Genomic DNA, 25,658 nt, shown 5'->3' on the forward strand with positions numbered 1-25,658 from the left:
TTCTGAAAAAATACTGAACAATTCGTTCGATAAAAAATGGCGAATAATGCCACAAAAAGCACCTTGTCTTTTGTTTGTGCGGCGATATATAATCCTTCTGAGAAAAAACTTGGAAAATTGTCGGATGGTATCATTTCTATAACTGGAAATTCCACAACCTTTTGCATAGAAAATGTAGGACTATATTACTAGCGGAAGAGGGGACCGGATTGGCGATCGTCAAAAAGCGATTGGGAGATTTGCTCGTCGAGAGTCGGATCATCTCCGAGGCGCAGCTTCAGGAAGCGCTGCAGGAGCAGCGCAAGACGAAGCAGAAGCTCGGCGACCTGCTCATTACGCAGGGCTACATCAACGAGCAGCAGCTGATCGAAGTGCTGGAGTTCCAGCTCGGCATTCCCCACGTCAGCCTCTTCAAGTACCAGATCGAACCGTCCATCACGCAGATCATCCCCGAGGCGCTGGCGAGGCGCTATCAAGCGATCCCGATCCATAAGGAAGGCGGCAAGCTGCTCGTCGCGATGGCGGATCCGCTGGATTACTTCGCGATCGAGGAGCTGCGCATGAGCACGGGCTTCCGCATCGAGCCCGCCATCACGAGCCGGGACGAGCTGAACCGCGCGATTGCCCGCCATTACGGCCTGCAGGACTCGATGAGCCAGATCCTGGGCGAGCTCCCGACGACGCAAGAAGAGATCCGCGAGACAGAGATCACTAATGAAGATTCACCTGTCGTGCGGCTGGTGAATCAGATGATTCAACAGGCGATGCAGCTGCGAGTGTCGGATATCCACGTCGATCCCGGCGAGGCGGGCGTGTCGATCCGCTACCGCCTGGACGGCGTGCTGCGGACGGAGCGGATGATTCCCAAGCAGATGCAGGGCTTCATCACCGCGCGCCTCAAGATCATGGCCAAGCTGAACATCGCCGAGCGGCGCCTGCCGCAGGACGGCCGCATGAAGATGGCATTCGACAATCGTACGATCGACATCCGGGTCTCCTCGCTTCCGACGATCCACGGGGAGAAGATCGTGCTCCGGCTGCTGGATCTCAGCACGGGCGTCAAGGCGATCGACCTGCTCGGCTTCGGCAAGCATAATCTGCATATTTTCCGGGAAATGATCGAACGTCCCTACGGGATCCTGCTGATCACCGGGCCGACCGGCAGCGGCAAAACGACGACGCTCTATTCAGCGCTAAATCATCTGAACCAGGAGTCGGCGAACATCATCACGGTCGAGGACCCGGTCGAGTATCAGCTCGAGGGGATCAACCAGGTTCACGTCAACCCGACGATCGGCCTGACGTTCGCAGCCGGACTCCGGTCCATCCTGCGCCAAGATCCGAACATCGTCATGGTGGGGGAGATCCGGGACACGGAGACGGCGGAGATCGCCATCCGGGCTTCGCTCACGGGACACCTCGTGTTGTCCACGCTGCACACGAATGACGCGATCAGCACGGTGACCCGCCTGCGCGACATGGGCGTGGAGCCCTATCTCGTCGCTTCGTCGCTCATCGGGGTCGTTGCGCAGCGCCTCGTGCGGCGCATCTGCCCGGAGTGCAAGAGCGCGCAAGAGCCCACCGAGCAAGAAGCGATGCTGCTCAAGGGACGCGGCCTGTCGGCGGACAAGCTCTATGTAGGCAAGGGCTGCGGCAACTGCAACAAAACGGGCTATCGCGGGCGCGTCGCGATTCACGAAGTGCTGATCATGAACGACGGGCTGCGTCGGATGGTCACGGAGAACGCGACCGTCGAGGAGCTGCGGGCCGCGGCGGCGGAGCAGGGCATGATCGGCCTGATGGACGACGGATTCGCCAAGGTGCTGGGCGGCATCACGACGCTCCAGGAAGTGATACGCGAGACCGTCGCCTACTAGCGGGAGGGAATGAACGATGACAGTTGATCCGAAAAGCAGGATGGTGGAGCTGCTGCGCGCGGCGCACGAGGCCGGCGCGTCCGACCTGCATATCTCGGTCGATTCGCCCCCGATCCTGCGGGTGAACGGCAAGCTGCAGCCCGTCGGCGAGGACAAGGTGACGGCTGCCGATGCTTCGCGCATGGCCATGTCGCTCATCGACGGAGAGCAGGCGGAGCGGTTCGAGCGCGCGGGCGAGCTGGATTTTTCCTATGAACTCGAGGGATTGTCCCGCTTCCGGGTGAACGCCTACCGACAGCGGGGCAAGGTCAGCATTGCGGTGCGGACGATCCCCGCGCTGATCCCGACGCTGGAGCAGCTGCAGCTGCCGCACATTCTGAGCGCGCTGGCGGCCAAGCCGCAGGGACTGATCCTGGTCACCGGTCCGACCGGCTCCGGCAAGTCCTCGACGCTGGCGGCGATGATCAAGCATATCAACACGCATGAGAAAAAGCACATTGTCACGCTGGAGGATCCGATCGAGTACCTGCACGGCCACGGCTCGTCCATCATCGACCAGCGCGAGGTCGGCAGCGACACCAAGAGCTTCGCCAATGGCCTTCGCGCCGCGCTCCGGCAGGATCCGGACGTCATCCTGGTGGGCGAGATGCGCGACCTGGAGACGATCTCGGCTGCGGTAACGGCCGCCGAGACCGGTCACCTCGTATTCGCGACGCTGCATACGACCGATGCGCCGCAGACGATCGACCGGATTATCGACGCCTTCCCGGGCCACCAGCAAGGGCAGATCCGCGCCCAGCTCGCGGCGGTGCTCGTGGCCGTCATCTCGCAGCGCCTGCTGCCGCGGACGCAGAACCGGGGCCGGGCCTGCGCGACCGAGATTCTCGTCAATACGCCGGCGGTGGCCAACCTGATCCGCACGGAGAAGATCCATCAGATTAAGAGCGTCATGCAGACCGGCAGGCAGCTCGGCATGCATACGCTGGAGCATTCGATCAAGGAGCTGCTCCAGGCAGGCGCCGTGGAGCCGGCTTACGCGAGGGCTTATCTCGCCGAGGCTGGTGGCGTCTGATGGCGGATTTTCTCTATCAGGTCCGCAGCCAGACCGGACGTCAGATCAAGGGCAAGCTATCGGCCTCCAGCAAGTCGGCCGCGATGGACGAGCTGCGCAAGCGCAACCTCGTCGTCCTGTCGCTGAACGAGCAGAAGACGACTTTTCTTAATGCGGACATCTACATCGGCAATCCGGTCAAGCACCAGCACTTCATCATTTATTGCCGGCAGTTCGCCACGCTCATGCGCGCCGGCGTCAGCATCGTCGATGCGACCGCAATCCTGGCCGAGCAGACGGAGAGCAAGCCGCTCAAGAAAGCTTTGGTGGACGTGCATACTGGACTGCTGCGCGGGGTGTCGTTCTCGCAATCGGCCGGCGAGCACAAGAAGATCTTCCCGGCGATCTTCCTCAGCATGATTCGCGCAGGCGAAGAGACCGGCGATATCGAAGGCACGCTGGAGCGGCTCGCGAAGTTCCTGGAGAAACAGCATGTGACCCGGGAAAAGATCAAGTCGGCCATGACCTATCCGCTTGTCGTCGGCGTATTGGCGATCGGGGCCGTCGTGTATCTACTGAAGGCGGTCGTGCCGCAGTTCGTCTCCATGTTCGAGTCGATGGACGCCCAGCTGCCGGGCATCACGCTCATGGTGCTCGCGCTCAGCAAGTCGATCGAGCACCAGTGGTACCTGTGGCTGCTCGGCGCGGTCGCGGTCGTCGCAGGCTATCAGGTCGCCAGGCGATCGGACAAGGGACGATACTGGATCGACTACGGCAAGCTGAAGGTGCCGATCTTCGGCAAGCTTGCCCAGAAGGGCGCGATCGCGCAGTTGACCCGTACGCTGTCCTCGCTGTACGCGAGCTCGGTGCCCGTGCTCCAATCGCTGCAGATCGTCGAAGAGCTCGTGAACAACAAGGTCATCGGCGGCTACATCCGCAAGTCCGCGGATTCGCTACGCCAGGGCAATCCGTTGTCCGAGCCGCTCAAGCAATCGTGGGTATTTCCCCCGATGGTCACGCAGATGATCGCCATCGGCGAAGAGACCGGCGCGCTCGATCAGATGCTGGAGAAGATCGCCGACTTCTACGAGATGGACGTCGAGAATACCGTCGACCGGCTCAAGTCGCTGCTCGAACCGCTGCTCATCGTCTTCCTCGCGGCGCTCGTCGGGACCATCGTGGCGGCGATCATGCTGCCGATGTTCACGCTGTACGGGGAGATGGGCTGATTGAAGGCGTGAGCAAGAAGGTAAAAAAAGGTTGTCCCTGCGTCATCGGGCGCTAGCACATATAGATTTGAAAAAATGAGTGGAAATCGGAGGGATTGGAATGAGAACAGCGGTCATGAAGCGTCTCGGCAAGGCAAAGGAAGATCAAAAGGGGTTTACGCTGATCGAGCTTTTGGCGGTAATCGTTATTCTGGCGGTTATTGCGGCGATCGCGATTCCTTTGATCGGGAATATTATTGACAAGTCGAAGAAGGATTCGGATGTAGCTACTGCAAGGCAAATTTATGATGCCGGGAAGTTATACATTACTTCTGAACTAAATGGTACAAACCCCAAAAAAGGTGCAGATGGCACAGGGGGGGCTATAAAGCTTTCGGAAATTCAATCCAAAGGCTACTTGGATAATCCTATTGTATTGCCTAGCACTAAAAAAGCTCTAGATACAGATAAGACAATTATTCAATTTTCTACTACTGGGGCTTTAGAGAAGGTTGAACTCGTAGATAAGACAAGTGATAAAGCTGTTGTAAAATCCTATGATTCTACTGAAGTTTCATCTGTGACTTCGACACAATAATACTCTTGATCTTCAGGAACCGGCCCCACCGGTTCCTTTTCTCTAACTAACTTCGAAAGCGACTATCGCCAACATGACGATTCTTATATACATCTACCTGTTCGCGCTCGGCGCGGTGCTGGGCTCGTTCTATAACGTCGTGGCGCTGCGCGTGCCGGCGGGCGAATCGATCGTATCGCCGCCGTCGCGATGCCCGCGATGCGGAACGCGGCTCAAGGGCCGCGATCTCGTCCCGATCGCGAGCTGGCTCCTGTCGCGCGGGCGCTGCCGCCACTGCGAGGCGCCCGTATCGCCGCTCTATCCGCTCGGCGAGGCCGCGACGGGACTGCTGTTCGTCTGGGCGTTCGCCACCTTCGGGTGGAGCCCTGCCACGCTCGTCGGACTGCTACTCGTCAGCCTCTGCGTGATCGTGACCGTATCGGATCTGGCGACGATGCTCATCCCGAACAAGGTGCTGCTTTTCTTCGCGCCGCTGCTCGCGGCCGCGTGTCTCCTGCTCCCGGACGGTATCGCCTGGTGGAGCCATCTGCTGGGGGCGGCAGCGGGCGGCGGTATCCTGCTGCTGATCGTCATCGTCTCGCGAGGCGGGATGGGGCTCGGGGACGTGAAGCTGTTCGCGCTGCTCGGCTTCGTCGTCGGGCTGCCGTGCACGGTCGTGGCGCTCGTAGCGGCCTGTCTGGCCGGTACGCTCGTCGGCGGCGCGCTGCTGGCGGCGGGCGTCGTGAAGCGCAAGCAGCCGGTGCCGTTCGGACCGTTTCTGGCGCTGGGCGCATGCTTCGCTTACGGATACGGCGCGGTTCTCATCGACTTTTATTTATCTTTATTCACCTGAACGGGGCGTGACTAGCAATGTTCGGATCAGGCGCCAAGACTGTCGGCCTGACCCTGGATCCGTCCGGGGCAAGACTCGTTAAGCTTAGAAAAAAGAAAAGCTGGGAAATCGAGAGCGTCAAGGTGCTGCCCCTGCCGCCCGGTCTGTTCGAAGAGGACCGGATCGCGGATTATACGGAAGCGCGCAGCCTTCTGTCGGAGTGGGTGAAGACGGAGAAGCTCAACGGGCAATCCGTGACGCTCGCTTTTCCCACCTCGCACGTGATCGTCCGCCGTCTGCGTATCCAGAGCACGAGCGACCGCGATCTGGCCGGACTGGTGTCGCTCGAGGTCGAGACGACGCTCCACCTGCCGTTCGAGGATCCGGTGCACGATTATATCAAGCTCGGCGCGGACGAGGAGAGTACGCAGGTGCTGGTATTCGCGGCGTCCAGACAGTTGATTCAGGCTTATACGGATGTCGTGCAGGAAGCGGGGCTGCGAGTCTCCGGCATCGAGCTCGCGGCGACGGCGCTGGCGCGAGCGATCCGGGAGCTGCAGGACGAGAAGTTCGAGGAGACGATGCTCGTCAACCTGGACGCGAGCGCGCTCGAGATCTATATGTTCCATGGCGGACATCCCGTATTCCAAAAGACGATCGCGCTCTACGGACAAGGCGAAGCGCCAGACGGCGCACTGAGCGAGAGCCAGCTGTCCGAGGTGACGGCCGAGATCGCGCGGATGCTTAACTTCTATCAGTTCAGCATCCATGAAGGCAACGCCCGAATCACCGAGGCGCTGATCGTCGGTTCGGACCAAGGCCGGAACCAGCTGCTCGCGGGGCTGCAGCAATCGCAGCCGGAAGTGAGCGTCCGGGCGTTCTCCTTCGATACCTACGCGACGCAGTATACCTACAGCGCGGACGACAATCGCGTCGCGGTCGGTCTCGCGCTATGGCACCAGGACAAGCATCGGATCAACCTCATGCCCCGCATCGACCGCGAAGCGCGCTTGTACCCGGTGCTCATCGCCGCTTCGCTGGCCGTGTGGGTGCTGGCAGTCGGGGCCGTCTTCTATTTTTATTTCGACCACAAATCCGAACTGCGGTCCGGCGAGACGACGATCGCGCAGCTGAACGACCAGATCTCGCTGCTGCAGAGCGGACTCGCCGCGCAGAACAGCCAGCAATCCGGACAGGCCAACCCGCTCGAGGTCATCGAGAAGATCAGCGACAACCGCCGGGACGCGGTCGCGATCCTCGCGGAGCTGGAAAGCAAGCTGCCCCGCGGCAGCAGGCTTCAGAGCGTGAGCTACAGCAGCCTGGGCCAGCTCGGCCTGACCATGCAGACGGCGGATTACGACGGCGCGTCCCGCTACCTGTTCGATCTCAAGCGCATGTCGTTCGCGGCGTCGGCCCAGCTGCAGTCGGTCGCTCAGAGTCCTGCCGCCGACGGGCCTGCCGCAGGCGGGTCGAAGACGGCCATCTACGCGCTCGAACTGAAGAAGCCGGAAGGAGGAGAAGGCAATGACGGGACTGCAGACGCAGCTCAATAAACGCACGCTGGGCCTGATCGGCGTCGTCCTGTTGTTCCTGCTCCTGCTGCTGTTCGTGGTGTACGCGCAGATGCCGCTGAACAGCCGGCTGTCGGACCAGAACGACGATATTGCCCGTCTCCGCAGTCAGGCGGAGCTGCTGGCCGACAAGGCGGCCGAGGGAGACCGCGCCGACTCGCAGTACTCGGACGCCTCCGTCCAGCAGGCGCTCCCGCTGTCCGACAATACCGAGCAGATGCTGCTCGATCTGAAAAGCGTCAGCCAGGCGACCGGCGTGGCGCTGCTGAACGCGACCTTCAGCCAGTCGGACACGAACCAGCTCCAAGGTATGTTAGGCGGGGAGCAGTCGCCGTACGCGTCGGTCGGCGAGCTCAAGACCGCCGTCGCCATCGAAGGCACGTACGATCGTCTGCTCCAGTGGATCGGCGCCCTGCAGAAGCTCCCTCGCCTCGTGTCGGTAGACAACTTCGCGATCGCGAAGCCGGCGCAAGCCGATATGGGCAAGTCGATGACGCTGAACGTGAATTTTACCGCCTACTTCGATCCTTCGTATCGCGATCTGGTAGACGAGGAATTGCTGCCTTACAAAGAATAGCCGGCGCCTGCGCCGTCATTCCGGGACGTGGCGGAGCGATGCTTCGCTTCGTCCTTTTTCGTTTGCCCGGAGCCGATTTCCATCCACAGCGGAACCGAAGGATATGCTACAATAGAGAGACACTCTATGAAAAAAGGTTGTCGAATACGGTATGCGCGTGTCGAACAAACTTGAATTTACGGAGCACCACCGCTATACCGCCTGGCGAAACTTCTCGCTATGCAGTCTCGAGCGGAGGGTGCTGGCCGAACTCTATCAACCGATGGTGGGCGCGCTCTCAATCGGATTATATCTGTTGCTCTATCATCATCTCGGCGACGACGAGACGGGTTACTCGCAGCCAGAGGCGCAGCGCAGGCTGTTCCTCGGGCTCGGCTTGGAGCCCAACGCGGCTGGACGGCAGTCGCTCGTCGAGAGCGCCTCGAAGCTGGAGGCCGTCGGTCTCATGCAGTCGTTCAGGCAGCACGATCCCGCCGCGGACGAGACGCTCTACGAATACATGCTGCAGCGGCCGCTGGCGCCCGGCGAGTTCTTCGCCAATCTCCATCTGTCGCTGCTGCTGCGGGATCGCATCGGCAAGCCGGCGCTCATGGAGCTTCGCGAATCGCTGGCGCCGCGACGGCCCGGCGGACTCGCGCGGTTTCTCAACCGCGAGGAGATCACGGTGCCGTTTTACGAGCTGTTCCGCATCAACTCGTCGCAGGTCGATCCGGAGCTCGAGCAGTCGCTGTCGCAGACGGCGCCCGCGCGCGAGGCAGTCGGCAGTTCCCAGCCGGATCGGGTGCGCCATAGCGAGCTGCTGCTGCGTTTTCCGCGCGGCTCGTCCAACCGGACGTTCGTCGAGCGGCTGAACCGCGCGCCGGAGTCGATGGCGCAGATCAACTTCTTGGCTTACAAGTTCGATCTCGAGCTGCCGGAGGTCAGCCGCCTGCTGGATGAGGACGGCGTCTTCCTGCCGGACGGGACGCTGCACTGGGACGAGCTGCAGTCGCGGGCGAATCTAATCTACCGGCAAGGGCGCAAGCGCGGCGAAGAGCGCGAGCGCTATCTGTCCCGGATCGGGGAACCGCCGGCAGCCGGCGGACCGGACGAAGAGGCAGCCGCGGCTGCGATGGACGAGGCGCTGCGCGCCGTGCCGCCGTTCGACGTGCCCGATCGGCTCAGCCAGCAGATCGCCCAGGACGAGTACGGCCGCCTGCTCATGGTGGAGCCGTACACGCGGTTTCTGGAGCGGTTTTTCCCGGGCTCCGTGCCCGATGTATTCGCGCGTATCTTCGAGCGCATCGATATGAACTACAAGCTGCCCGAGGCGGTCATCAACGTGCTGATTCATTATGTACTGGGCACGAATCACGCGCAGCGCCTGACGGCGAGCTTCATCGATTCGGTCGCTGCGAATATGCTTGCCAAGGGCATCGATTCTTATGACAAAGCCGTCCGGTACGTGCGCGAGCAGGAGAAGCTGAACGAGACGCTCGAGCGCAGGCGCAGGGGCGAGCTCGATCCGGCCCAGGCCGGCAAAGGCAAGTCCGGGTCAGGCCGCAGCCGCGCGGGGGCCTCGGGCGCGCGCAAGCCGTCCATGCCGGTCGTCGAGGACAAAGGGCCGGCCAAGGCGCTGTCCGCCGAGGAACGGCAGAAGCTCCGCGACCTCGCCCGGCAGCTGGACAAGAGCTGATCCGGCGGGCCGGCCTCGGCCCGAACGAGCGCCAACACGACAAAATAACGATGCGCCATCGTCTTATGTGCCGGAATGATCGCCCAATCGGCAAAATAACGATGCGCCAACGTCTTATTTGCCCGAACGAGCGCCTGCCCGGCAAAATAGCAATGCGCCATCGTCTTATTTGCCCGAACGAGCGCCTGCCCGGCAAAATAACGATGCGCCATCGTCTTATTTGCCCGAACGAGCGCCTGCCCGGCAAAATAACGATGCGCCATCGTCTTATTTGCCCGAACGAGCGCTTGCCCGACATTATAGCGATGCGCCAACGTCTTATTTGCCCGAACAAGCGCCTGCCCGGCATTATACCGATGCGCCAACGTCTTATTTGCCCGAACGAGCGGCTGCCGTTATTTGTACACTCACATAGAATTAACTTGCCATAGAAAGGGGAAAGCGCGATGGAATCGCTAGGAGAAGCGCTGCGAAGCTGGAAGGCCGCGCCGAGAATCGGCGACCTGGACAGTCTGACGCATCGGGTGCTCGCGGATCCGCTGGTGATGCAGCTGCGTCACCGTTACCCCGGCGTGGAGGAACGAACCCTCCGCATCAACTTGAACAAACTGTACCAATATTCCAAGGAGGACCGGACCTGCAAGAACTGTCCGGGGCTCGAGCGTTGTCCCAACGACATGCAGGGGCATTACACGTCGATCACCTGCGCGGAGCAGAACGGCAAGTGGCAGGTATTCGACCACAAGACGCCATGCGCGAGATGGTTGGCCCATGAGCATCAAGAGCAGGTCCGGCGCCGGATCACGAGTCTCTCCAGCAACGTGGATATCGACGCCGACAGCTACGAGGCCGAGCAGATGCTGGACCTGGACGGCGAGCGCGAGGACGCGGTGCTGCAGCTGCTGGCTTACGTGAACCGGACGCGGACCGACGGCCTGCAAAAGAAAGGCTTGTACCTGATGGGCAGCTTCGGCACCGGCAAGACGTACATGGCCGCGTACCTGCTGCACAAGCTGGCCAAGGAAGGCAAGACGGGCGTCATCGTCTATATGCCCGACTTCGTGGAGGATGCCAAGGCCCTCATGATGGAGCCGCAGAAGCTCAAGGAAACGATGTCGCTCATGAAGGAAACCGACCTGCTCGTCTTCGACGATATCGGCGCCGAGAACCTGAGCCCATGGGTCCGCGATCACGTGATCGGAGCCATCCTCAACCACCGCATGAACCGCAAGCCGACCTTTTACACCTCCAATCACGACCTGGAGTCGCTCGAGCGCCACTTTAGCTTCACGCACAAGGAAGGCGAAGAGCTGCACAAGGGACAGCGCCTGATGGACCGCATCCGTCCGTTCGTGGACATCGTGCACGTGCGGGGCCGCAATCAACGCGGTTAGAGGTTTGGTATCGTACGCGTTCCATCCATAAGAAGTTGACGAAGGGAGCCTCGCGGCCATGCCGCGAGGTTTTTTGTGCGGATAAATTCCGTCCAGCGATGTCAATCAAAACTTTTCCATTCGTCGTTCGATTATTTTTTGTTTTGTCGCTCATCTATCAATAAATCTTATAAGCGATTTAAATATAACTTATTGACACTAAACCCACCCGACTGCTATGATTTGAAAAACCAATTGATTTGGTAGGAATTATATGAATTATTACCGGTCATCCGGAGGGGGATGGAGAAAAATGAAATTGAAATCGTCCAAAAGAATCGTACTGTTCACCGTAATTGCCTTGTTCGTCGCGGTACTGTCCGCGTGCGGTTCGAACAACAACGGCAAGAACGCCTCTAGCTCTAGCAGCGCATCCGCATCCGCATCTGCGTCTTCGTCCGCCTCGCCCGCGGGTTCGGCTTCTTCCGAGCCATCCGGCACGACGGCCGCCGAGCCCAAGTCCATCGAACTTCTCAACGTATCCTACGACCCGACGCGCGAGCTGTACGAAGCGTTCAACAAGAGCTTCGTGGATTATTGGAAGAAAGAAACCGGCCAGACGGTCAAGATCAACCAGTCGCACGGCGGCTCCGGCGCGCAGGCGCGCAAGGTATTGGACGGTCTCGAAGCCGACGTCGTGACGCTCGCGCTGGCTTACGACATCGATTCGCTCACGGAGAGCGGCCTGATCAAGAAAGACTGGCAGCAGTCGTTCGAATCGAACAGCTCGCCTTATACGTCGACGATCGTCTTCCTCGTGCGCAAGGGCAATCCGAAGGGCATCAAGGACTGGGGCGATCTGGTCAAGGACGGCATCCAGGTCATCACGCCGAATCCCAAGACGTCCGGCGGCGCTCGCTGGAATTATCTCGCGGCCTGGGGCTACGCGCAGCAGCAGGACGGCAACGACGAAGCTAAGACCAAGGATTTCCTGAAGAAGCTGTTCGCCAACGTGCCCGTGCTCGATACCGGCGCCCGCGGCTCCACGACGACGTTCGTCGAGCGCAAGATCGGCGATGTCCTGCTCGCCTGGGAGAACGAAGCTTACCTGGCCAAGAAAGAATACGGCGATGAATTCGAGATCGTGACGCCTTCGCTCAGCATTCTGGCCGAGCCGCCCGTCGCCGTCGTCGACAAGAACGCCGACAAGCGCGGTACCCGCGAAGTTGCCGAAGCTTATCTGAAATACCTCTACACGCCGGAAGGCCAGGAGATCGCCGCGCAAAACTTCTATCGCCCGCGTCTCCAGGAAGTTGCCGACAAGTACAAGGATCAATTCCCGACGCTTAACCTGCTCACGATCGACAAGGACTTCGGCGGCTGGACCGAGGCGCAGAAAAAACACTTCGCGGACGGAGGCACGTTCGACGAGGTATATACCAAAGGATAACATCTCCTAACCCGACAACGAGGAAGGACGATCGCAATGGCTTCCCAGGTTAAAGAAAGACGCGTATTGCCTGGATTCCGGATTACGTTAGGCTATTCCATTCTGTACTTGAGCTTGATCGTGTTGATCCCGCTGGCCGCCTTGGTCGTGAAGACGTCCGGTCTCACGCTGCCGCAGTTCTGGCATACCGTGACGAGCGAGCGGGTGCTTGCCTCGTACAGGGTCAGCTTGCTCACCGCGCTGTTCGCCGCGCTGGTCAATGTCGTGTTCGGCCTGCTCGTGGCCTGGGTGCTGGTACGCTATCGTTTCCCGGGTAAAAAAATCGTCGACGGCCTCATCGATATGCCCTTCGCGCTGCCGACCGCGGTAGCGGGCATCGCGCTCACGTCGATCTACGCGCCCAACGGCTGGATCGGTTCGCTGCTGGATCCGCTCGGCATCAAGGTCGCGTATACGCCGCTCGGCATCACGGTGGCGCTCGTCTTCATCGGCCTGCCGTTCGTCGTGCGGACGGTACAGCCGGTGCTCCACGAGCTGGAGAACGACATGGAGGAGGCGGCCGCTCTCCTTGGCGCGCACCGCTGGCGGACGTTCCGCAAGGTGCTGCTGCCCGATCTGATCCCGCCGCTCATCACCGGCTTCGCGCTGGCCTTCTCCCGAGGGATCGGCGAGTACGGCTCGGTCGTCTTCATCTCCGGCAACATGCCGATGAAAACCGAGATTACGCCGCTGCTCATCATCACGAAGCTCGAACAGTTCGAATACAGCCAGGCGACGGCGATCGCGCTGGTGCTGCTGATCATCTCGTTCGCGCTCCTGCTGCTCATCAATACGCTGCAACGGTGGACCAACCGCCGTTTGCGTACGAGTTAAGGGGGGATCGCGATGTCAGGAACCGTACCGATTGCTGCCGTATCTCCTAAGCCGCAGCCTGCGGACGTCCGTCCCAAGCATCTGAACGAATCGCGCGGCGTCCGCATTCTGCTGATCTCGATTGCGCTCATCTTCGTCGGACTCGTCGTCGTGCTGCCCATGCTCACGGTCATCGTTCAGGCGTTCCGCAAAGGCTGGGAGACTTACGCCGATGCGATCTCCGACCCAGACGCCATCTCGGCGCTGAGACTGACGCTCACCGTCGCGCTCGTCGCCGTGCCGCTCAACACGCTGTTCGGAGCGGCGGCGGCTTGGGCGATCACGAAGTTCACGTTTCGCGGCAAAAACCTCCTCATCACGCTGATCGACCTGCCGTTCGCCGTATCGCCGGTCATCTCGGGCATGGTGTACATCCTGCTCTTCGGCGCGCAGGGGCTCATCGGTCCTTGGATGATGGAGCACGATTACAAGGTCGTGTTCGCGACGCCCGGCATCATCCTGGCGACGATGTTCGTCACCTTCCCGTTCGTCGCGCGCGAGTTGATCCCGCTCATGGAGACGCAGGGCGTGCAGGACGAGGAAGCTGCGGTCAGCCTGGGCGCCAAGGGCTGGCGGGTGTTCTTCAAGGTCACCTTGCCGAATATCAAGTGGGGCTTGCTGTACGGCGTCATTCTGTGCAATGCGCGGGCCATGGGCGAATTCGGCGCCGTATCGGTCGTCTCCGGCCATATCCGCGGCGAGACGAACACGCTGCCGCTGCATATCGAGATCCTGTACAACGAGTACCAATACACCGCGTCCTTCGCCGTCGCGTCGCTGCTCATGCTGCTGGCCATCATTACGCTGGTCGTCAAAGGAATCATCGAGCACAAGATGGCGACCAGCCGCACGCACTGAGCCGGGTCGGTTGGCGGCTGCGGAGAGGCGAATGGCGTCGGAACGACAAGGTAGGATGCGAAGGCAGCCTATCGTATAAAGGATTTTCCAGTCATCTATTGCGTAAACACGAAGAGGAGGCGTCCATATGGCAAAAGCGTTGGAGTTGAATGAAAGCTGGATTCAGCGCATTACGGAAGCCGTGGAAGGGCTGCAATACGGCAACGTGCAAATTGTGGTGCACGACGGACGCATCGTGCAGATCGAGCGCACCGAGCGACGCCGCTTCGACGAAGTAACGGAGCGCCGCGGCGCGCGCGATGTGCCGCAGGGCGGAACGGCCGCGAAGTAGCGGCGTGACGGCGGCGAGGTTCGGGGCAGGCGAGCGAAGCCCCGAATGGCGAGCCGAGGCTGTATCGATTGCACCCAGGTGCCTCCGGAGAGGCGCTGGCACACCGATCAAGCAAGCGGGACGATTGCAGAGCAAACCTCTGCTTTCGTCCCGCTTGTCGTTTGTTACCCACGGCTGCGCCGATTAGCGGCAGCCGTGGGTACTCGTTTATTCGGACGGTTCGCAAGCGCGAAGCGGGACGCGGTGCCGCCGTGCCCCGTGCGCCTTTCGCCGACCGGGCCGAAGGACAGGGGGCATTAAGTTCAGCAACGAAGCCGGATTTCTGTAGATTTTCCCCCTCGACGGCATGGAAGCAAGGCGGCGACTTCTGAATAATGTACGGCGTACATCGTAATGTAAGCGGTTACTGATCCGCCTGTCGACAGAGATAATGGTGAAGCACAGAGGCGATGCGATTGCGATCCGGCGGCGGCGCCGGCGCAAGCCCCGTCTCTCCATCATCCGTCAACCGAGAGGGGATCTTAAAAGACATGAAAAAAACCAAAGTGTATACGACGGCGACCACGCTCGTTCTTGCAAGCGCAATCGGACTGACCGGCTGCGGCGGCAACAACAACGGGAACGCGAACAACGCGGCTTCCGGCTCCGCTTCGGGCGACGCTCCCGCCAGCGCATCGAGCACGGCCTCCAGCGCGGCTTCGAGCGCAGCGCCTGCGGCCAGCGGCAAGAAGATCGAGATCACCTTCTGGAATACGTACAATCAGACGTCGACCGAGACGAAGCAGCTGCAGGAAGTTGTCATTCCGGCGTTCGAGAAAGCGCATCCAAACATCAAGGTCAAAAACGTGCCGATGCCGACGGAAAGCTTCAATCAGAAGCTGCTCGTATCCGCCGCCGGCGCGCAGCTGCCGGACGCGGCCCGGATCGACATCGTCATGACGCCGCAGCTGGCCAAGCTCGGCACGCTCGTCGAGCAGGACGGACTGGACGGCTTTGACGAGCTGAAGAGCAAGGTTTTCCCGGGCCCGCTGTCCACGAACGTTTACAAAGGCAAGACGTACGGCATTCCGCTCGATACGAATACGAAGGTTCTGCTGTATAACCCGGATATGCTGAGCAAGGCGGGCATCGAGGCGCCGCCGAAAACGATGGACGAGTTCGTGGATGCGCTCGGCAAGCTGTCCGGCGGCAAAGGCAGCAGCGCGACGTTCGGCTACCAGTTCGGCGTCGACCTGTGGTGGCTCGGTCCATGGGTGTGGAGCAACGGCGGCCAGATTCTGAACGAAGACCTGACGAAGGCGACCGGCTACATGAACGGCGAGAAAACCGTCGCCGCGATCGAGAAGCTGGCGCAGCTCGGCAAGGAAGGCAAGGTAACCGGCTTCCACAACGGCGATCTGGGCGGTACCGACGGTCTCGCCAAGGGCAAGTATGCGATGATCGACGACGGTCCCTGGGCCTTCGACGTGCTGAAGAAACAGTATCCGAACTTCAAGTTCGAAGCGGCCCCGTATCCGGCCGGCGAAGGCGGCTCGATCGGCGTAGTCGGCGGCGAAAACTTCGTTATGTTTAATACGTCCGATGCCGATCATCAGGCGGCTGCCTATGAATTCGAGAAGTTCATGCTCTCCGACGAAGCGCAGGTGGCCATGGCGAAGGTCGGTCAGATGCCGGTCGTCGCAAGCCTGGCGGACAACCCGGATATCAAGGCGATCACATACTTCGCGCCTTTCCTGGAGCAGCTGAAAACGGCGCAGGGCCGTCCGTCCACGCCGGCTTACTCGCAGATCGACAAGTTCTTCTCCGACGCCGTGTCCAAGGTGATGCTGGGCAAGTCGACGACACAGGAAGCGCTTGACGAAGCGGCGAAGCAGTCCGACGCCGTCCTCGCGCAGCCTTAACAGAGCCCGCTGACCACGTGCACATCATCCCAAGCGCTGTTCATGGTGCGCGGGGTGATGTGTCTTCATTTCGCAAAGGAGGGGTCGTCGCTTGCAAAATTCGCTAGGTTTGGAGTCCAATGCCGCCGTCGGGAAACCCAAAAGGAGAGGCTGGCTCCGCCGGCATTACGGCATCTACCTGTTCGCCCTGCCGGCGATCGTCCTGTTCCTGACCTTCTCGGTCTACCCGATCATCTATTCGTTCATCAGGAGCTTCTCAGACTGGCAGCTGATCGGCGCCAGCCCGTTCGTCGGCCTGCGCAACTACCGTACGGTCCTCGCCGATCCGAACGTGGGCATCGCGTTCAAGAACGCGCTGCTCAACTTCGTCGTCTCGATCCCGATCCAGGTCGTGTTCGGCCTGCTGCTGGCCATCGTGCTGGACCGTCCGATCCGGGGCCGCGGCTTTTTCAGGGCGCTGTTCTACATCCCGGTGCTCGTCACCTGGATCGTCGTTATTCAGATCTACTTGTACATGTTCAACAAGGATTACGGTCTCATCAATTACCTGCTGCTCAAGACGCATCTCATCAGCGAAGGCATCGACTGGCTGGGCAGTCCGACCCGCACGCTCGTCTCCGTGTTCGCGATGGGGGGCTGGAAGGGCATCGGCTGGGCCATGCTCATTTTTCTGGCGGGGCTCCAGTCCATTCCGACCGATCTGTACGAGGCGTCCGGCCTCGACGGGGCCAGCAAGTGGCAGCAATTCCGGTACATTACGATCCCGGGACTGCGCAATACGACCGTGTTCGTTATCGTGCTGCTATCGATCGGCGCTTTCAACGTATTCGATCAAGTATTCCTGCTGTTCACCGGCGCCGCGCCGTCCGATTACGACGTGCCGCTCAGCATGATTTACAACAAGGCGTTCAGCGAGCTCAACTTCGGCTATTCGGCTGCGCTCTCCTACATTATGGCGGCCGTCATCATCATGATCAGCGTCATTCAGTTCAAGGTGCTCCCCAAAAACAGCGGAACGGAGGGTTAAGCCATGGGTCTTCGAAAACGGAATTTCATCATGAAAGCCCTTCGTTACTTCGTTCTGATCGGTTTTGCCGTCATTACCATCCTGCCGTTCTGGAACATGATCGTCGTCTCGCTCAAGCCGTTCCAGTTCGCCATGTCCTATCCGCCGCAGCTTCTGCCGTCCGACCTGACATTCGCCAATTACAAGGAAGCCTGGACGAGCGGCAACTTCGGCCATTATTTTAAAAACAGCTTTCTGATCTCGATCGCGGCTACTGTTGGAGGCACGCTGGTCGCCTGCATGCTGGCGTTCGCCTTGTCGCGCTACCGCTTTCCGGGCCGCAAGATGATATTCGGCATGTTCATCGGCACGATGATGATTCCGGGCATCACGTTTATCATCCCGCAGTATTTGCTGCTGAAAAACCTTCATCTGTTGAACACCTATAGCGGATTGACGCTGCTCTACATCGCGGGAGCCATTCCTTTCCACATGTTCCTGTACAAAGGGTTCTTCGACGACATCCCGAAGGAGCTGGAGGAGGCGGTCGTCATCGACGGCGGCAACCGCTGGACCTTCTTCAGCCGGGTGGCGATCCATATCTCCCTGCCGGCCGTCGCCACGTCGGTCATCATGCTGTTCAACGGCAACTGGGGCGAGTTCCTCGGCGCGCTGACCTTCATGAGCGATCCGGAAAAGTGGACGCTGCCGGTCGCCATCCGGATGCTGCAGGGCACGCATACGACGGAGTACGGACTCGTCTTCGCCGCGTCGATTATTTCCATGCTGCCGATCATCGCTTTGTTCCTGACGTTCCAGCGCTTCATCATCAAAGGAATCGCGGCAGGCGCAGTCAAGGGCTGAGTCAAGCCCGCGCGACGGACCGAACGCGAGAGAAGCCTTCCGACCGGATGCTGCCGGGCGGGAGGTTTTTTATTGCATGCCGCTGGATCTCTGCGCCGAGACGCGCACGCGATGGTGAACTATTTTCCGATTTCGGAATTTATTCAACCTTCATTCGCCGCGTGGAAAGGTTTACAATGAGGAATGAAAGGGCTTCAGAAAGCAGGTGACGGCGTCTTGTTCCGTTTCAAAATCGCGAATCGCATCGCAACGCGGCTGGTCGCGGTGCTGCTTGCCGTCATCATCCTGCCGACGTTCTTCCTCGGTGTCTTTTTTTACCGGACGTCCTCCGCCATCGTTAAAGAGAACGTCAGGCAATCCTCGATCCAGGTCGCGCAGCAGGCGGCCGATTCGCTCTCGAACATCCTCAATGTCGGCAGCGATACGTCGGACCTGGTGTACAGCCAGGTGGCCATTCAGGAAAAAGTGATGCAGGAGACGCCCAAGACGCCGGACAACGTCAAGGTGGATAACAAAACGTACATCAATAATTATTTAAATACGATCATCTATGCCAGTTCCTTCGTCAAGATCATCTACATTTTGGAGGCGGAGGGGACGAGCTGGGGGAGCGGCATTTTTAATCAGGCCAAGGTCGACCGCTATGACATCCGAAGCTTCGGCTGGATCCGGGAAGCGGAGCGGCTGGACGGCAGGCTGGCTTGGACGACCTTGCAGAACGACAAGTTCAGCGGCGCAGGCGACAATACGGCGCTCGTTATCCCGGCCGCTCGCGTGCTCAAGGACTTCGGGACGATGCGCAACATCGGCTACGTCGTCATCAATATCGACGGCGAGGCCGTGCTCGACAAGATCAGCCAGATCCGGCTCGGCAAGACGGGCCGCTTCTTCGTCACGGACCAGCAGGGGCGGGTGATGATCGATAGCAACCGGGAAGCGATCGGCAACCCCGTGGAGATCGGCGCGCTCGGCGAGGCGCTGGCGCAGCCGGATCAGGAATTCGAATACGCGCAGGCCGGCACCCGTTACTACGGCGTCAAGCAGCCATTGTCCAACGGCTGGCGGATCGTCGGCGTCGTTCCGCTGAAGGAGGTGACCGGGCAGCTGGAATCGCTGCAGCGGTCCGTCTTCGTCTGGAGCTGCGGCTTCGGCCTGTTGGCGATGGTCATCGGCTTGTTTTTCGCCCGGCGCATTACGAACCCGATCGGCCGGCTGACGGCGCATATGAAGCGCGTCGGCGAAGGCGATTTATCGGCCAGAACGGCGATCCGGTCGAGCGACGAGATCGGGCAGATGAGCAACCAGTTCAACCGGATGCTCGGCAGGCTCGACCGGCTAATGAGCCAGGTCCGCGAGGAGCAGCAGAAAAAGCAGCGGGCCGAGATGCGCGCGGTCATGCACCGGATCCATCCGCATTTCATGTTCAACACGCTCAGCACGATCAAGTGGCTCATCAAGCTGGGCGACAACGATCGCGCTTACGAGGGACTGTCGGCGTTTACCAGCCTGCTCGAGGCTAATATGGGCAAGAAAGGCCATATGGTCAAGCTTGAAGAGGAAATCGGGATCATCACGAAATTCCTCGCGATTCTCGAGCTGCGCTACAGTCTTGCGTTCAAGCTGGAGCTTCGGATCGAACCGGGCGTCGCGGACTTTGAGATCCCGCGCATGCTGATCCAGCCGCTCGTCGAGAACGCCGTATTCCACGGCTTTGTATCCAAGAATCGCGGCGGCACGATCCGCATCGAAGCGGAGGATGCAGGCGCGTGCATCGCGATCCGGATTACGGACGACGGCTGCGGCATGTCCCCTGCGCAGCTCGCCCAAGTGACGATGCCCGCCGCGCCGGACAACAACGGCACCGAGACGGGTATCGGTCTGCGGCATGTGCGAGAGTGCATCGAGCTGTATTATCCGCCGGGCTCGAGAATGGTCATTCAGAGCGTCGAGGGTCAGGGGACCGTCATAGCCGTCACCCTCAACAAACCACAACAGCAGGATACGGAACAGCAGGCGGAAGGGGAGGCGGCAGCGGATGTTGAACGTGATGATCGTCGATGACGAGCCGATCATTCGACTCGGGATCAAGGCGTCGATCGAGTGGGAGCGGCTCTCGCTTCGCTTCGCCGGCGAATACGCGAACGGGGCGGAAGCGCTGAACGCGCTTCGGGAAGCGCCGGCGGACATTTTGATTACGGATATCAAAATGCCGCTGATGGACGGGCTGGAGCTGACCCGGCAGGCAAGGGCGCTGCACCCGTCGACCAAGGTCATTCTGATCAGCAGCTACAATGATTTCGATTATGTCCGCCAAGGGATCGTGCTCGGCGCCAAGGATTATATTCTGAAGGCGACGATGGAGCCCGAGGAGCTCAACCGGGTCATCGGCGGGTGCGTCGAGGCCATCCGCGAGGAGACCGAGACCGCGCTCAAGCTCGATCTGTACCGGAAGGGCGAGGATCTGCTGAGCCGGCGGCAGCTGGAGCAGGACATGAGACGTCTGCTCGCCCAGGAGCAGGAGGAGCTGGAGCGCGAATTCGCCGCGCGCTTCGCTGCGGGCTATCTGCTCGTTCGCGCTGCGATCGATCGGCTGGACGACCTGCTGCAGCAATTCGGCCAGCTGCACGTCGGCCTGTTGATGGACGATCTGAAGGAGGTTTTCTACCGGCGCTGCCCGGACGGGATCGGCTTCGTGTCCGGCGAAGGGGAGCTGCTCCTGCTGCTCGACCGCCGGCATGGGGGCGCGGGGCGCGTCGCGGCATTAAAGGGCGATCTGGAACGCGAGGGCGCCGTGACGCTGTCGGTCGGTTATTTCGAGCGGGAAGAGCCGGGGCACTGGTCCGCGAGCTGCGAACGGACCCGTCAGGTGTACGCCCGCCGGTTTTTCGAGGGCGCTGCCGGCATTCATGCCGGGGATGGGACAGAGACGGAGGCAGGAGCGGAGGACGGCAGGCAGGCGCTTGCCGCCTTACCGCCGGACGAGGCGGGACAGCGCGTATCCGATTGGCTGCGCAAGTGGGAGCGGATGAAATACGACATGATGCGGGTGAAGCAGGAGGCCAGCGATCTGTTCTCCCGCTTGTTTGTCCGCCGGCTCGAGCCGGCCCTGATGCTCGCGTACTATCAGCAGATCATGAAGGCGGAAACGCTCCCGGAGCTGGGCGAGCTGCTCGAGAACGGGATGCGGGACGGCGAGCAGCTGCCGCAGGCGGAGCGGGCAAGCGTAAGCCAGAACGTCGTCCACAAGGCGATGGCTTATATCCGCGAGCATTACACGCAGGAGTTAACGCTGCAGATGGTGGCCGATCACGTTCACATCAGCCGCAACTATTTCAGCGTGCTGTTCAAAAAGCAGACCGAGCTCAACTTCATTGACTATATCATCCAGCTGCGCATCGCGAAGGCGAAGGAGCTGCTTCGCAACCGGTCGGCCAAAGTCTACGAAGTCGCCGAGCTGACGGGCTTCAACGATGTGAAGTACTTTAGCAAGCTGTTCAAAAAGATGACGGGCAGCACGCCCGCGGACTACCGGGACGGCGGAACGGCCGTCTTGGGGAGGGAGTCGCATGACTAGGCGACGGGCCTCTCTGGCTTTCGTGCAGCTCGTACTGCTCCTGTCGCTCCTGGCAGGCTGCGGCGCCACGCAGTTCATCGACGGACCGCTGCCGGACGAGGCGGCGCCTCCGGTCCGGGAGGAGATCGTCATCTGGCATACGTACAGCGACGAGGAGACCCGAATTTTCGAAAACGAAGCGATCCCCGCATTCGAAAAGGCATACCCCGGCATTCAAGTGACGCCGGTCCGCCAGCCTTACAGCTTGGAGCTGAAGTCGACGATCATCGCCCGGGCGTCGTCGGGGAAAACGCCCGATCTGGTGCGGATGGACATCACCTGGGTGCCCGAGATGTCGAGCCTTGGCGTGCTGTATCCGGTCGGCGACCTGCCGGACTTCGCAGCGGCCGCAAGCCGGTTGCAGTCCGTCACGATGGACACGAACAAATTCGGAGACCGGTATTACGGCCTCCCGCTCGACGTCAATACGCGCGTGGCGATCTACAACCGCCGGCAGCTGCAGCGGCTCGGCATCGATCCGCCACAGACGGTGGACGAACTGGTGCGGGCCGCCCGCAGGAGCGGACTTCCGCTCGGGCTCGACGGCCTGTCGCTCTGGTCGCTGCTGCCCTACTTTTACGGGATGGGCGGTCAATTGACGGATTCGGCCTATACGCGGGCAAGCGGCTATTTAAACAGTCCGGCGAGCATCGCGGCGATGACGCGGATCGTCGCGCTGACGGATGAGGGCGTGTTCGCACGCAACCTGATACTGGGCCGCGGAGACCGGTGGGATGCGGTGCTGCAGGGCAGCATGCTGATGGTCGACGACGGGCCGTGGTTCTACTCCGTGCTCTCCACGTCCAAGGAGAACACGTACGATCTGGACAACGATACGGTAGTGACGCCGTTCCCGGGCCGGTCGGTCATCGGCGGCGAAAACCTTGTGATCCTCAAGGATACGCAGCATCTGAAGGCGGCCTGGACGTTTACGAAATGGATGACGGGCAAGGAGGCGCAGCAGATGATGTTCAAGGCCGGTCAGCTGCCGACGAATATCGAGGCGGGGACGACTGCGGCCTTTAACGGCAATCCGTATGTGGCGGCCACGATGCAGGGGGTCAAAAACGCCATGCTCCGTCCGCCGATCCCCGCCGATAATGAAATCGAAGAACTGTTCGCCAATTACATGATGAAGATCGTAATGAAAAAGCTGACCGTTACCGAAGGGCTGAACCAGGCGGCTGCGGCGATCGACGCGGCCATCCAAGCTAAGTGAAAAACAAGCGGATTGGCGGAAAGTCAGGGTGACTCGTAGCGAAAAGACTTATAAAGAGCTACTTGTGCGATCGAATGGCCAGCCGAGGCAGAGAGACTCTATATAGAACTACATCGCGAGAACGCGCGGCCAACCGAGGCAAAGAGACTCTAAATAGAGCCAAAAGGCGGGCCCACGGGCTCGCTTTTTCGTTGGCCGCAAGCGTACGCGACAGACCGTAATATAGTACACGCTAGAGAAGAATCCAGTCCACCGCATTTTCGCAGAGGAAGTGATAGACTGGCCCATGAAAGCGTTTTATCGCAGTTCACATACCGAAGGAGGTTTTGATGTTCATGAAGGCAAAGACGGCACGAAGGTCGCTGACGGCATGGTTGGTTCTGGCGCTGGTCCTCGCGACGCTATCCATCGGCAGCATCCATCCGGAGCGGGCTCACGCCTACACGGCAGGCAGCCTTATTGCCAAGGTGAGCACGGACAAGGCGAGGTACAACCCAGGCAACGCGGTTACCATCACCGTCAAGCTGGCCAATTCGACGGGGGCCGCCGTCAACAACGGCACGGTAACCTTGTACTTCAAGCACCTGGAAAACGAGCTTCCCGGCACGTCCCAGGTGAAGACGTTCTCGCTCGCTTCGGGCGGCTCCACCTCGCTTACGTACACCTGGACGCCGCCGTCCACCGACTTCCAGGGCTATGCCGTCGAAGCATGGGCGAAGGATTCGGCGGGAACGATTCTCGACAACCTCAATACCGCAGTGGACGTGTCCTCCAACTGGACCAAATTCCCGCGCTACGGCTTTCTGTCGATCTTTCCCAGCCAGACCACAGGCACTTCCAATGCGACCGTAGACATGCTCAAGGATTATCATATCAATGCGCTCCAGTTCTACGACTGGCAGTGGAAGCATCACCTTCCGGTCAAAGGCAGCACCACGAATCCGGACGCTTCCTGGCCGGATATCGCCAATCGCACCATTTACAAGCAGACGGTGGTCGACTATATCAATGCTTCCCACAACAGCAATATGTCGGCCATGAATTACAACCTGATCAACGGCGCCGTAGACGGTTATGGCGAGGACGGTTCGGGCGTCAGCAATCAGTGGGGGTTGTTCAACGACAATGCCCACGGTACGCAGGCTTCGGTACCTCTGCCTGCCGGTTGGGCGACGTCCCGCCTGTGGACCTTTAACCCGGCGGACACGGGCTGGCAGAATTATATCATCGGCAAGGAGCAGCAGGTGTTCGACGCCTTCGCCTTCGACGGCTGGCACGTGGACCAGCTCGGCAATCCGGGAACGAAGTACGACTATGCGGGCAACGCGGTCTCGTTCCAAAACACCTTCAAGCCGTTCTTGAACGCGGCCAAGGCCGCGCTCGGCAAGACGATCGTGTTCAACAACGTCGATGAATACGGCAGAATACCGACGGCCCAGAGCAATGTCGATCTGATGTACACGGAGCTGTGGGGCGCGCGGACCTTCTCGAACGTCAAGACCGTGCTCGACTTCCAGACCGGCGACAGCGGCGGCAAGGCATCCGTTTTCCCGCTGTATATGAATTACAACTACCAGAGCAACTTTACCGACGCGAATCCCGGCTACTTCAACACACCGGGCATTCTGCTCGCCGACGCCGGATTTTTCGCCATGGGCGCCCAGCATCTGGAGCTTGGCGACGACCTGAAGATGCTCGACCACGAATATTTCCCGAACCACCATCTGATCATGACCGACGACCTGAAGAAGCGGCTCCTGAACTATTACGACTTTGCCGTAGCTTATGAGAACCTGCTGCGCGACGGATTGACCAACACCACGAATGCCGTCTCGCTGAACGGTCTGGCTTCGAGCACGACGTCCGACGCCAACAAGGTATGGACGTTCACCAAGGCGGGCAACGGCTACGACGTCATTCAGATGGTCAACCAGCTCGGGATCGCCAATACCGACATTCGCGATTCGGACGCCAACAAGCCGGCGCCGACCGCGCAATCGAACGTAAGCGTCAAGTACTACTACGGCTCCGGCGCGGTGAACAGCGTCAACTTCGCTTCTCCCGATTACGAGAACGGGAAGACGTTTCAGCTGAACTTCACGACGGGCTCCGACACGGGCGGCGCTTATGTGCAGTTCACCATCCCGACCCTGCAATACTGGGACATGGTATATATCAAGAAGAGCAGCAGCAATCAGGACGTCCCGCTAACGAATCCGGGCTTCGAAACGGGCAATATCGGCGGCTGGACGGAATGGCATCCGAGCGGTCAGACGGCGAGGTACGGCGTAGACGCGAACGATGCGCACAGCGGCGGCTTCAAGCTGTATTTCTGGCATACGGCCGCCTATCAGCAGAGCGTCCATCAGATAAAGACGGGCCTTGCGAACGGCTCCTACACGCTCGGGGCCTGGGTTAAGGCGACCGCCTACGGAGGCGCGCCGACGTTGTGCAGGATGGAAGCGACGAACAACGGAAGCGGGGACGTATATACGAATATGGTCGTAGACGGGACGTGGCGATATTATACGTCGACCGTGACGGTCAGCAACGGGCAGCTCGATATCGGATTTTACGTGAACTCTCCCGGATCGACCTCCATGCAGATCGACGACGTCACGCTCGTCAAAAATTAGGGCGGCGGGCCAAGACGATTGTTCGCGGCAGGAACGGGATCGAACGAAGAAACACTTCAAGCGTGGCGATGCAGCCATGCTTGCGGTGTTTCTTTTTTCGTTTCGGCATATCGTAAAACATTAAAAA

20 protein-coding genes are annotated in these 25,658 nt (G+C 60.2%); all 20 read left to right on the plus strand.

Annotated features, from left to right (window positions below):
- The first annotated feature begins 209 nt into the window (after nucleotides 1-209).
- The 20 genes from PQG80_RS05425 to PQG80_RS05520 all read left to right on the plus strand — a co-directional run bounded on the left by PQG80_RS05425 (nucleotide 210) and on the right by PQG80_RS05520 (nucleotide 25,531).
- Nucleotides 210-1,877, plus strand: a complete 1,668-nt coding sequence (locus PQG80_RS05425) for a GspE/PulE family protein (RefSeq protein ID WP_271750197.1) — start codon at nucleotides 210-212, stop codon at nucleotides 1,875-1,877.
- Between the two features lie 16 nt (nucleotides 1,878-1,893).
- Nucleotides 1,894-2,949 (plus strand): type IV pilus twitching motility protein PilT, encoded by a 1,056-nt coding sequence (locus tag PQG80_RS05430; protein ID WP_271750198.1) that lies wholly within the window; start codon nucleotides 1,894-1,896, stop codon nucleotides 2,947-2,949.
- Entirely contained in the window at nucleotides 2,949-4,157 is a 1,209-nt protein-coding gene (locus PQG80_RS05435; RefSeq protein ID WP_271750199.1) for a type II secretion system F family protein, read from the plus strand. The genes PQG80_RS05430 and PQG80_RS05435 overlap by 1 nt, the downstream gene beginning before the upstream one ends.
- A 100-nt stretch (nucleotides 4,158-4,257) precedes the next feature.
- Complete coding sequence (locus PQG80_RS05440) at nucleotides 4,258-4,734, plus strand: prepilin-type N-terminal cleavage/methylation domain-containing protein (RefSeq protein ID WP_271750200.1); 477 nt, start codon at nucleotides 4,258-4,260, stop codon at nucleotides 4,732-4,734.
- Nucleotides 4,735-4,807: 73 nt separating this feature from the next.
- Entirely contained in the window at nucleotides 4,808-5,566 is a 759-nt protein-coding gene (locus tag PQG80_RS05445; protein ID WP_271750201.1) for a prepilin peptidase, read from the plus strand.
- A 17-nt stretch (nucleotides 5,567-5,583) separates the two neighbouring features.
- Nucleotides 5,584-7,098, plus strand: a complete 1,515-nt coding sequence (pilM, locus tag PQG80_RS05450) for a type IV pilus biogenesis protein PilM (RefSeq protein ID WP_271750202.1) — start codon at nucleotides 5,584-5,586, stop codon at nucleotides 7,096-7,098.
- Nucleotides 7,070-7,693 carry a type IV pilus inner membrane component PilO gene (locus tag PQG80_RS05455; RefSeq protein ID WP_271750203.1) on the plus strand — a complete coding sequence of 208 codons (624 nt, stop codon included), beginning with the start codon at nucleotides 7,070-7,072 and terminating at the stop codon, nucleotides 7,691-7,693. Before pilM ends, PQG80_RS05455 begins: the two co-directional genes overlap by 29 nt.
- A gap of 151 nt (nucleotides 7,694-7,844) precedes the next feature.
- Nucleotides 7,845-9,368, plus strand: coding sequence for a DnaD domain protein (locus PQG80_RS05460; protein WP_271750204.1), 1,524 nt, complete (start codon nucleotides 7,845-7,847; stop codon nucleotides 9,366-9,368).
- Between the two features lie 446 nt (nucleotides 9,369-9,814).
- Nucleotides 9,815-10,762: an ATP-binding protein gene (locus tag PQG80_RS05465; RefSeq protein ID WP_271750205.1), complete on the plus strand. Its 948-nt coding sequence runs from the start codon at nucleotides 9,815-9,817 to the stop codon at nucleotides 10,760-10,762.
- A gap of 292 nt (nucleotides 10,763-11,054) precedes the next feature.
- Nucleotides 11,055-12,191: a sulfate ABC transporter substrate-binding protein gene (locus PQG80_RS05470; RefSeq protein WP_271750206.1), complete on the plus strand. Its 1,137-nt coding sequence runs from the start codon at nucleotides 11,055-11,057 to the stop codon at nucleotides 12,189-12,191.
- A 36-nt stretch (nucleotides 12,192-12,227) separates the two neighbouring features.
- Nucleotides 12,228-13,064 carry a sulfate ABC transporter permease subunit CysT gene (gene cysT / locus PQG80_RS05475; protein ID WP_271750207.1) on the plus strand — a complete coding sequence of 279 codons (837 nt, stop codon included), beginning with the start codon at nucleotides 12,228-12,230 and terminating at the stop codon, nucleotides 13,062-13,064.
- A 12-nt stretch (nucleotides 13,065-13,076) separates the two neighbouring features.
- The gene (gene cysW, locus PQG80_RS05480; protein ID WP_271750208.1) at nucleotides 13,077-13,961 is read left to right on the plus strand and encodes a sulfate ABC transporter permease subunit CysW; all 885 of its coding nucleotides are present in this window, start codon (nucleotides 13,077-13,079) and stop codon (nucleotides 13,959-13,961) included.
- 127 nt (nucleotides 13,962-14,088) lie between these two features.
- Nucleotides 14,089-14,292 (plus strand): YezD family protein, encoded by a 204-nt coding sequence (locus PQG80_RS05485; protein WP_271750209.1) that lies wholly within the window; start codon nucleotides 14,089-14,091, stop codon nucleotides 14,290-14,292.
- Between the two features lie 530 nt (nucleotides 14,293-14,822).
- The gene (locus PQG80_RS05490) at nucleotides 14,823-16,193 is read left to right on the plus strand and encodes an extracellular solute-binding protein (protein WP_271750210.1); all 1,371 of its coding nucleotides are present in this window, start codon (nucleotides 14,823-14,825) and stop codon (nucleotides 16,191-16,193) included.
- Nucleotides 16,194-16,284: 91 nt separating this feature from the next.
- Nucleotides 16,285-17,220, plus strand: coding sequence for a carbohydrate ABC transporter permease (locus PQG80_RS05495; protein WP_271750212.1), 936 nt, complete (start codon nucleotides 16,285-16,287; stop codon nucleotides 17,218-17,220).
- 3 nt (nucleotides 17,221-17,223) lie between these two features.
- A complete protein-coding gene (locus PQG80_RS05500) occupies nucleotides 17,224-18,063 on the plus strand; it encodes a carbohydrate ABC transporter permease (protein WP_271750213.1) in 840 nt (279 codons plus the stop codon).
- Between the two features lie 216 nt (nucleotides 18,064-18,279).
- Nucleotides 18,280-20,124 carry a cache domain-containing sensor histidine kinase gene (locus PQG80_RS05505; RefSeq protein ID WP_271750214.1) on the plus strand — a complete coding sequence of 615 codons (1,845 nt, stop codon included), beginning with the start codon at nucleotides 18,280-18,282 and terminating at the stop codon, nucleotides 20,122-20,124.
- Complete coding sequence (locus tag PQG80_RS05510; protein ID WP_271750215.1) at nucleotides 20,099-21,637, plus strand: response regulator; 1,539 nt, start codon at nucleotides 20,099-20,101, stop codon at nucleotides 21,635-21,637. Before PQG80_RS05505 ends, PQG80_RS05510 begins: the two co-directional genes overlap by 26 nt.
- A complete protein-coding gene (locus PQG80_RS05515; protein WP_271750216.1) occupies nucleotides 21,630-22,895 on the plus strand; it encodes an extracellular solute-binding protein in 1,266 nt (421 codons plus the stop codon). The genes PQG80_RS05510 and PQG80_RS05515 overlap by 8 nt, the downstream gene beginning before the upstream one ends.
- Before the next feature lie 335 nt (nucleotides 22,896-23,230).
- The gene (locus PQG80_RS05520; RefSeq protein WP_271750217.1) at nucleotides 23,231-25,531 is read left to right on the plus strand and encodes a glycoside hydrolase family 66 protein; all 2,301 of its coding nucleotides are present in this window, start codon (nucleotides 23,231-23,233) and stop codon (nucleotides 25,529-25,531) included.
- Nucleotides 25,532-25,658: the final 127 nt, after the last annotated feature.

The organism is Cohnella rhizoplanae, assembly GCF_948329515.1.
GTDB classification, from domain to species: domain Bacteria; phylum Bacillota; class Bacilli; order Paenibacillales; family Paenibacillaceae; genus Cohnella; species Cohnella rhizoplanae.

What these genes read in the sequence shown, in the direction of transcription:
- PQG80_RS05430 (WP_271750198.1), top strand. Translation starts at nt 1,894, where the DNA reads ATGACAGTTGATCCGAAAAGCAGGATGGTGGAGCTGCTGCGCGCGGCG.
- PQG80_RS05435 (WP_271750199.1), top strand. Translation starts at nt 2,949, where the DNA reads ATGGCGGATTTTCTCTATCAGGTCCGCAGCCAGACCGGACGTCAGATC.
- PQG80_RS05440 (WP_271750200.1), top strand. Translation starts at nt 4,258, where the DNA reads ATGAGAACAGCGGTCATGAAGCGTCTCGGCAAGGCAAAGGAAGATCAA.
- PQG80_RS05445 (WP_271750201.1), top strand. Translation starts at nt 4,808, where the DNA reads ATGACGATTCTTATATACATCTACCTGTTCGCGCTCGGCGCGGTGCTG.
- pilM (WP_271750202.1), top strand. Translation starts at nt 5,584, where the DNA reads ATGTTCGGATCAGGCGCCAAGACTGTCGGCCTGACCCTGGATCCGTCC.
- PQG80_RS05455 (WP_271750203.1), top strand. Translation starts at nt 7,070, where the DNA reads ATGACGGGACTGCAGACGCAGCTCAATAAACGCACGCTGGGCCTGATC.
- PQG80_RS05460 (WP_271750204.1), top strand. Translation starts at nt 7,845, where the DNA reads ATGCGCGTGTCGAACAAACTTGAATTTACGGAGCACCACCGCTATACC.
- PQG80_RS05465 (WP_271750205.1), top strand. Translation starts at nt 9,815, where the DNA reads ATGGAATCGCTAGGAGAAGCGCTGCGAAGCTGGAAGGCCGCGCCGAGA.
- PQG80_RS05470 (WP_271750206.1), top strand. Translation starts at nt 11,055, where the DNA reads ATGAAATTGAAATCGTCCAAAAGAATCGTACTGTTCACCGTAATTGCC.
- cysT (WP_271750207.1), top strand. Translation starts at nt 12,228, where the DNA reads ATGGCTTCCCAGGTTAAAGAAAGACGCGTATTGCCTGGATTCCGGATT.
- cysW (WP_271750208.1), top strand. Translation starts at nt 13,077, where the DNA reads ATGTCAGGAACCGTACCGATTGCTGCCGTATCTCCTAAGCCGCAGCCT.
- PQG80_RS05485 (WP_271750209.1), top strand. Translation starts at nt 14,089, where the DNA reads ATGGCAAAAGCGTTGGAGTTGAATGAAAGCTGGATTCAGCGCATTACG.
- PQG80_RS05490 (WP_271750210.1), top strand. Translation starts at nt 14,823, where the DNA reads ATGAAAAAAACCAAAGTGTATACGACGGCGACCACGCTCGTTCTTGCA.
- PQG80_RS05500 (WP_271750213.1), top strand. Translation starts at nt 17,224, where the DNA reads ATGGGTCTTCGAAAACGGAATTTCATCATGAAAGCCCTTCGTTACTTC.
- PQG80_RS05510 (WP_271750215.1), top strand. Translation starts at nt 20,099, where the DNA reads ATGTTGAACGTGATGATCGTCGATGACGAGCCGATCATTCGACTCGGG.
- PQG80_RS05515 (WP_271750216.1), top strand. Translation starts at nt 21,630, where the DNA reads ATGACTAGGCGACGGGCCTCTCTGGCTTTCGTGCAGCTCGTACTGCTC.
- PQG80_RS05520 (WP_271750217.1), top strand. Translation starts at nt 23,231, where the DNA reads ATGAAGGCAAAGACGGCACGAAGGTCGCTGACGGCATGGTTGGTTCTG.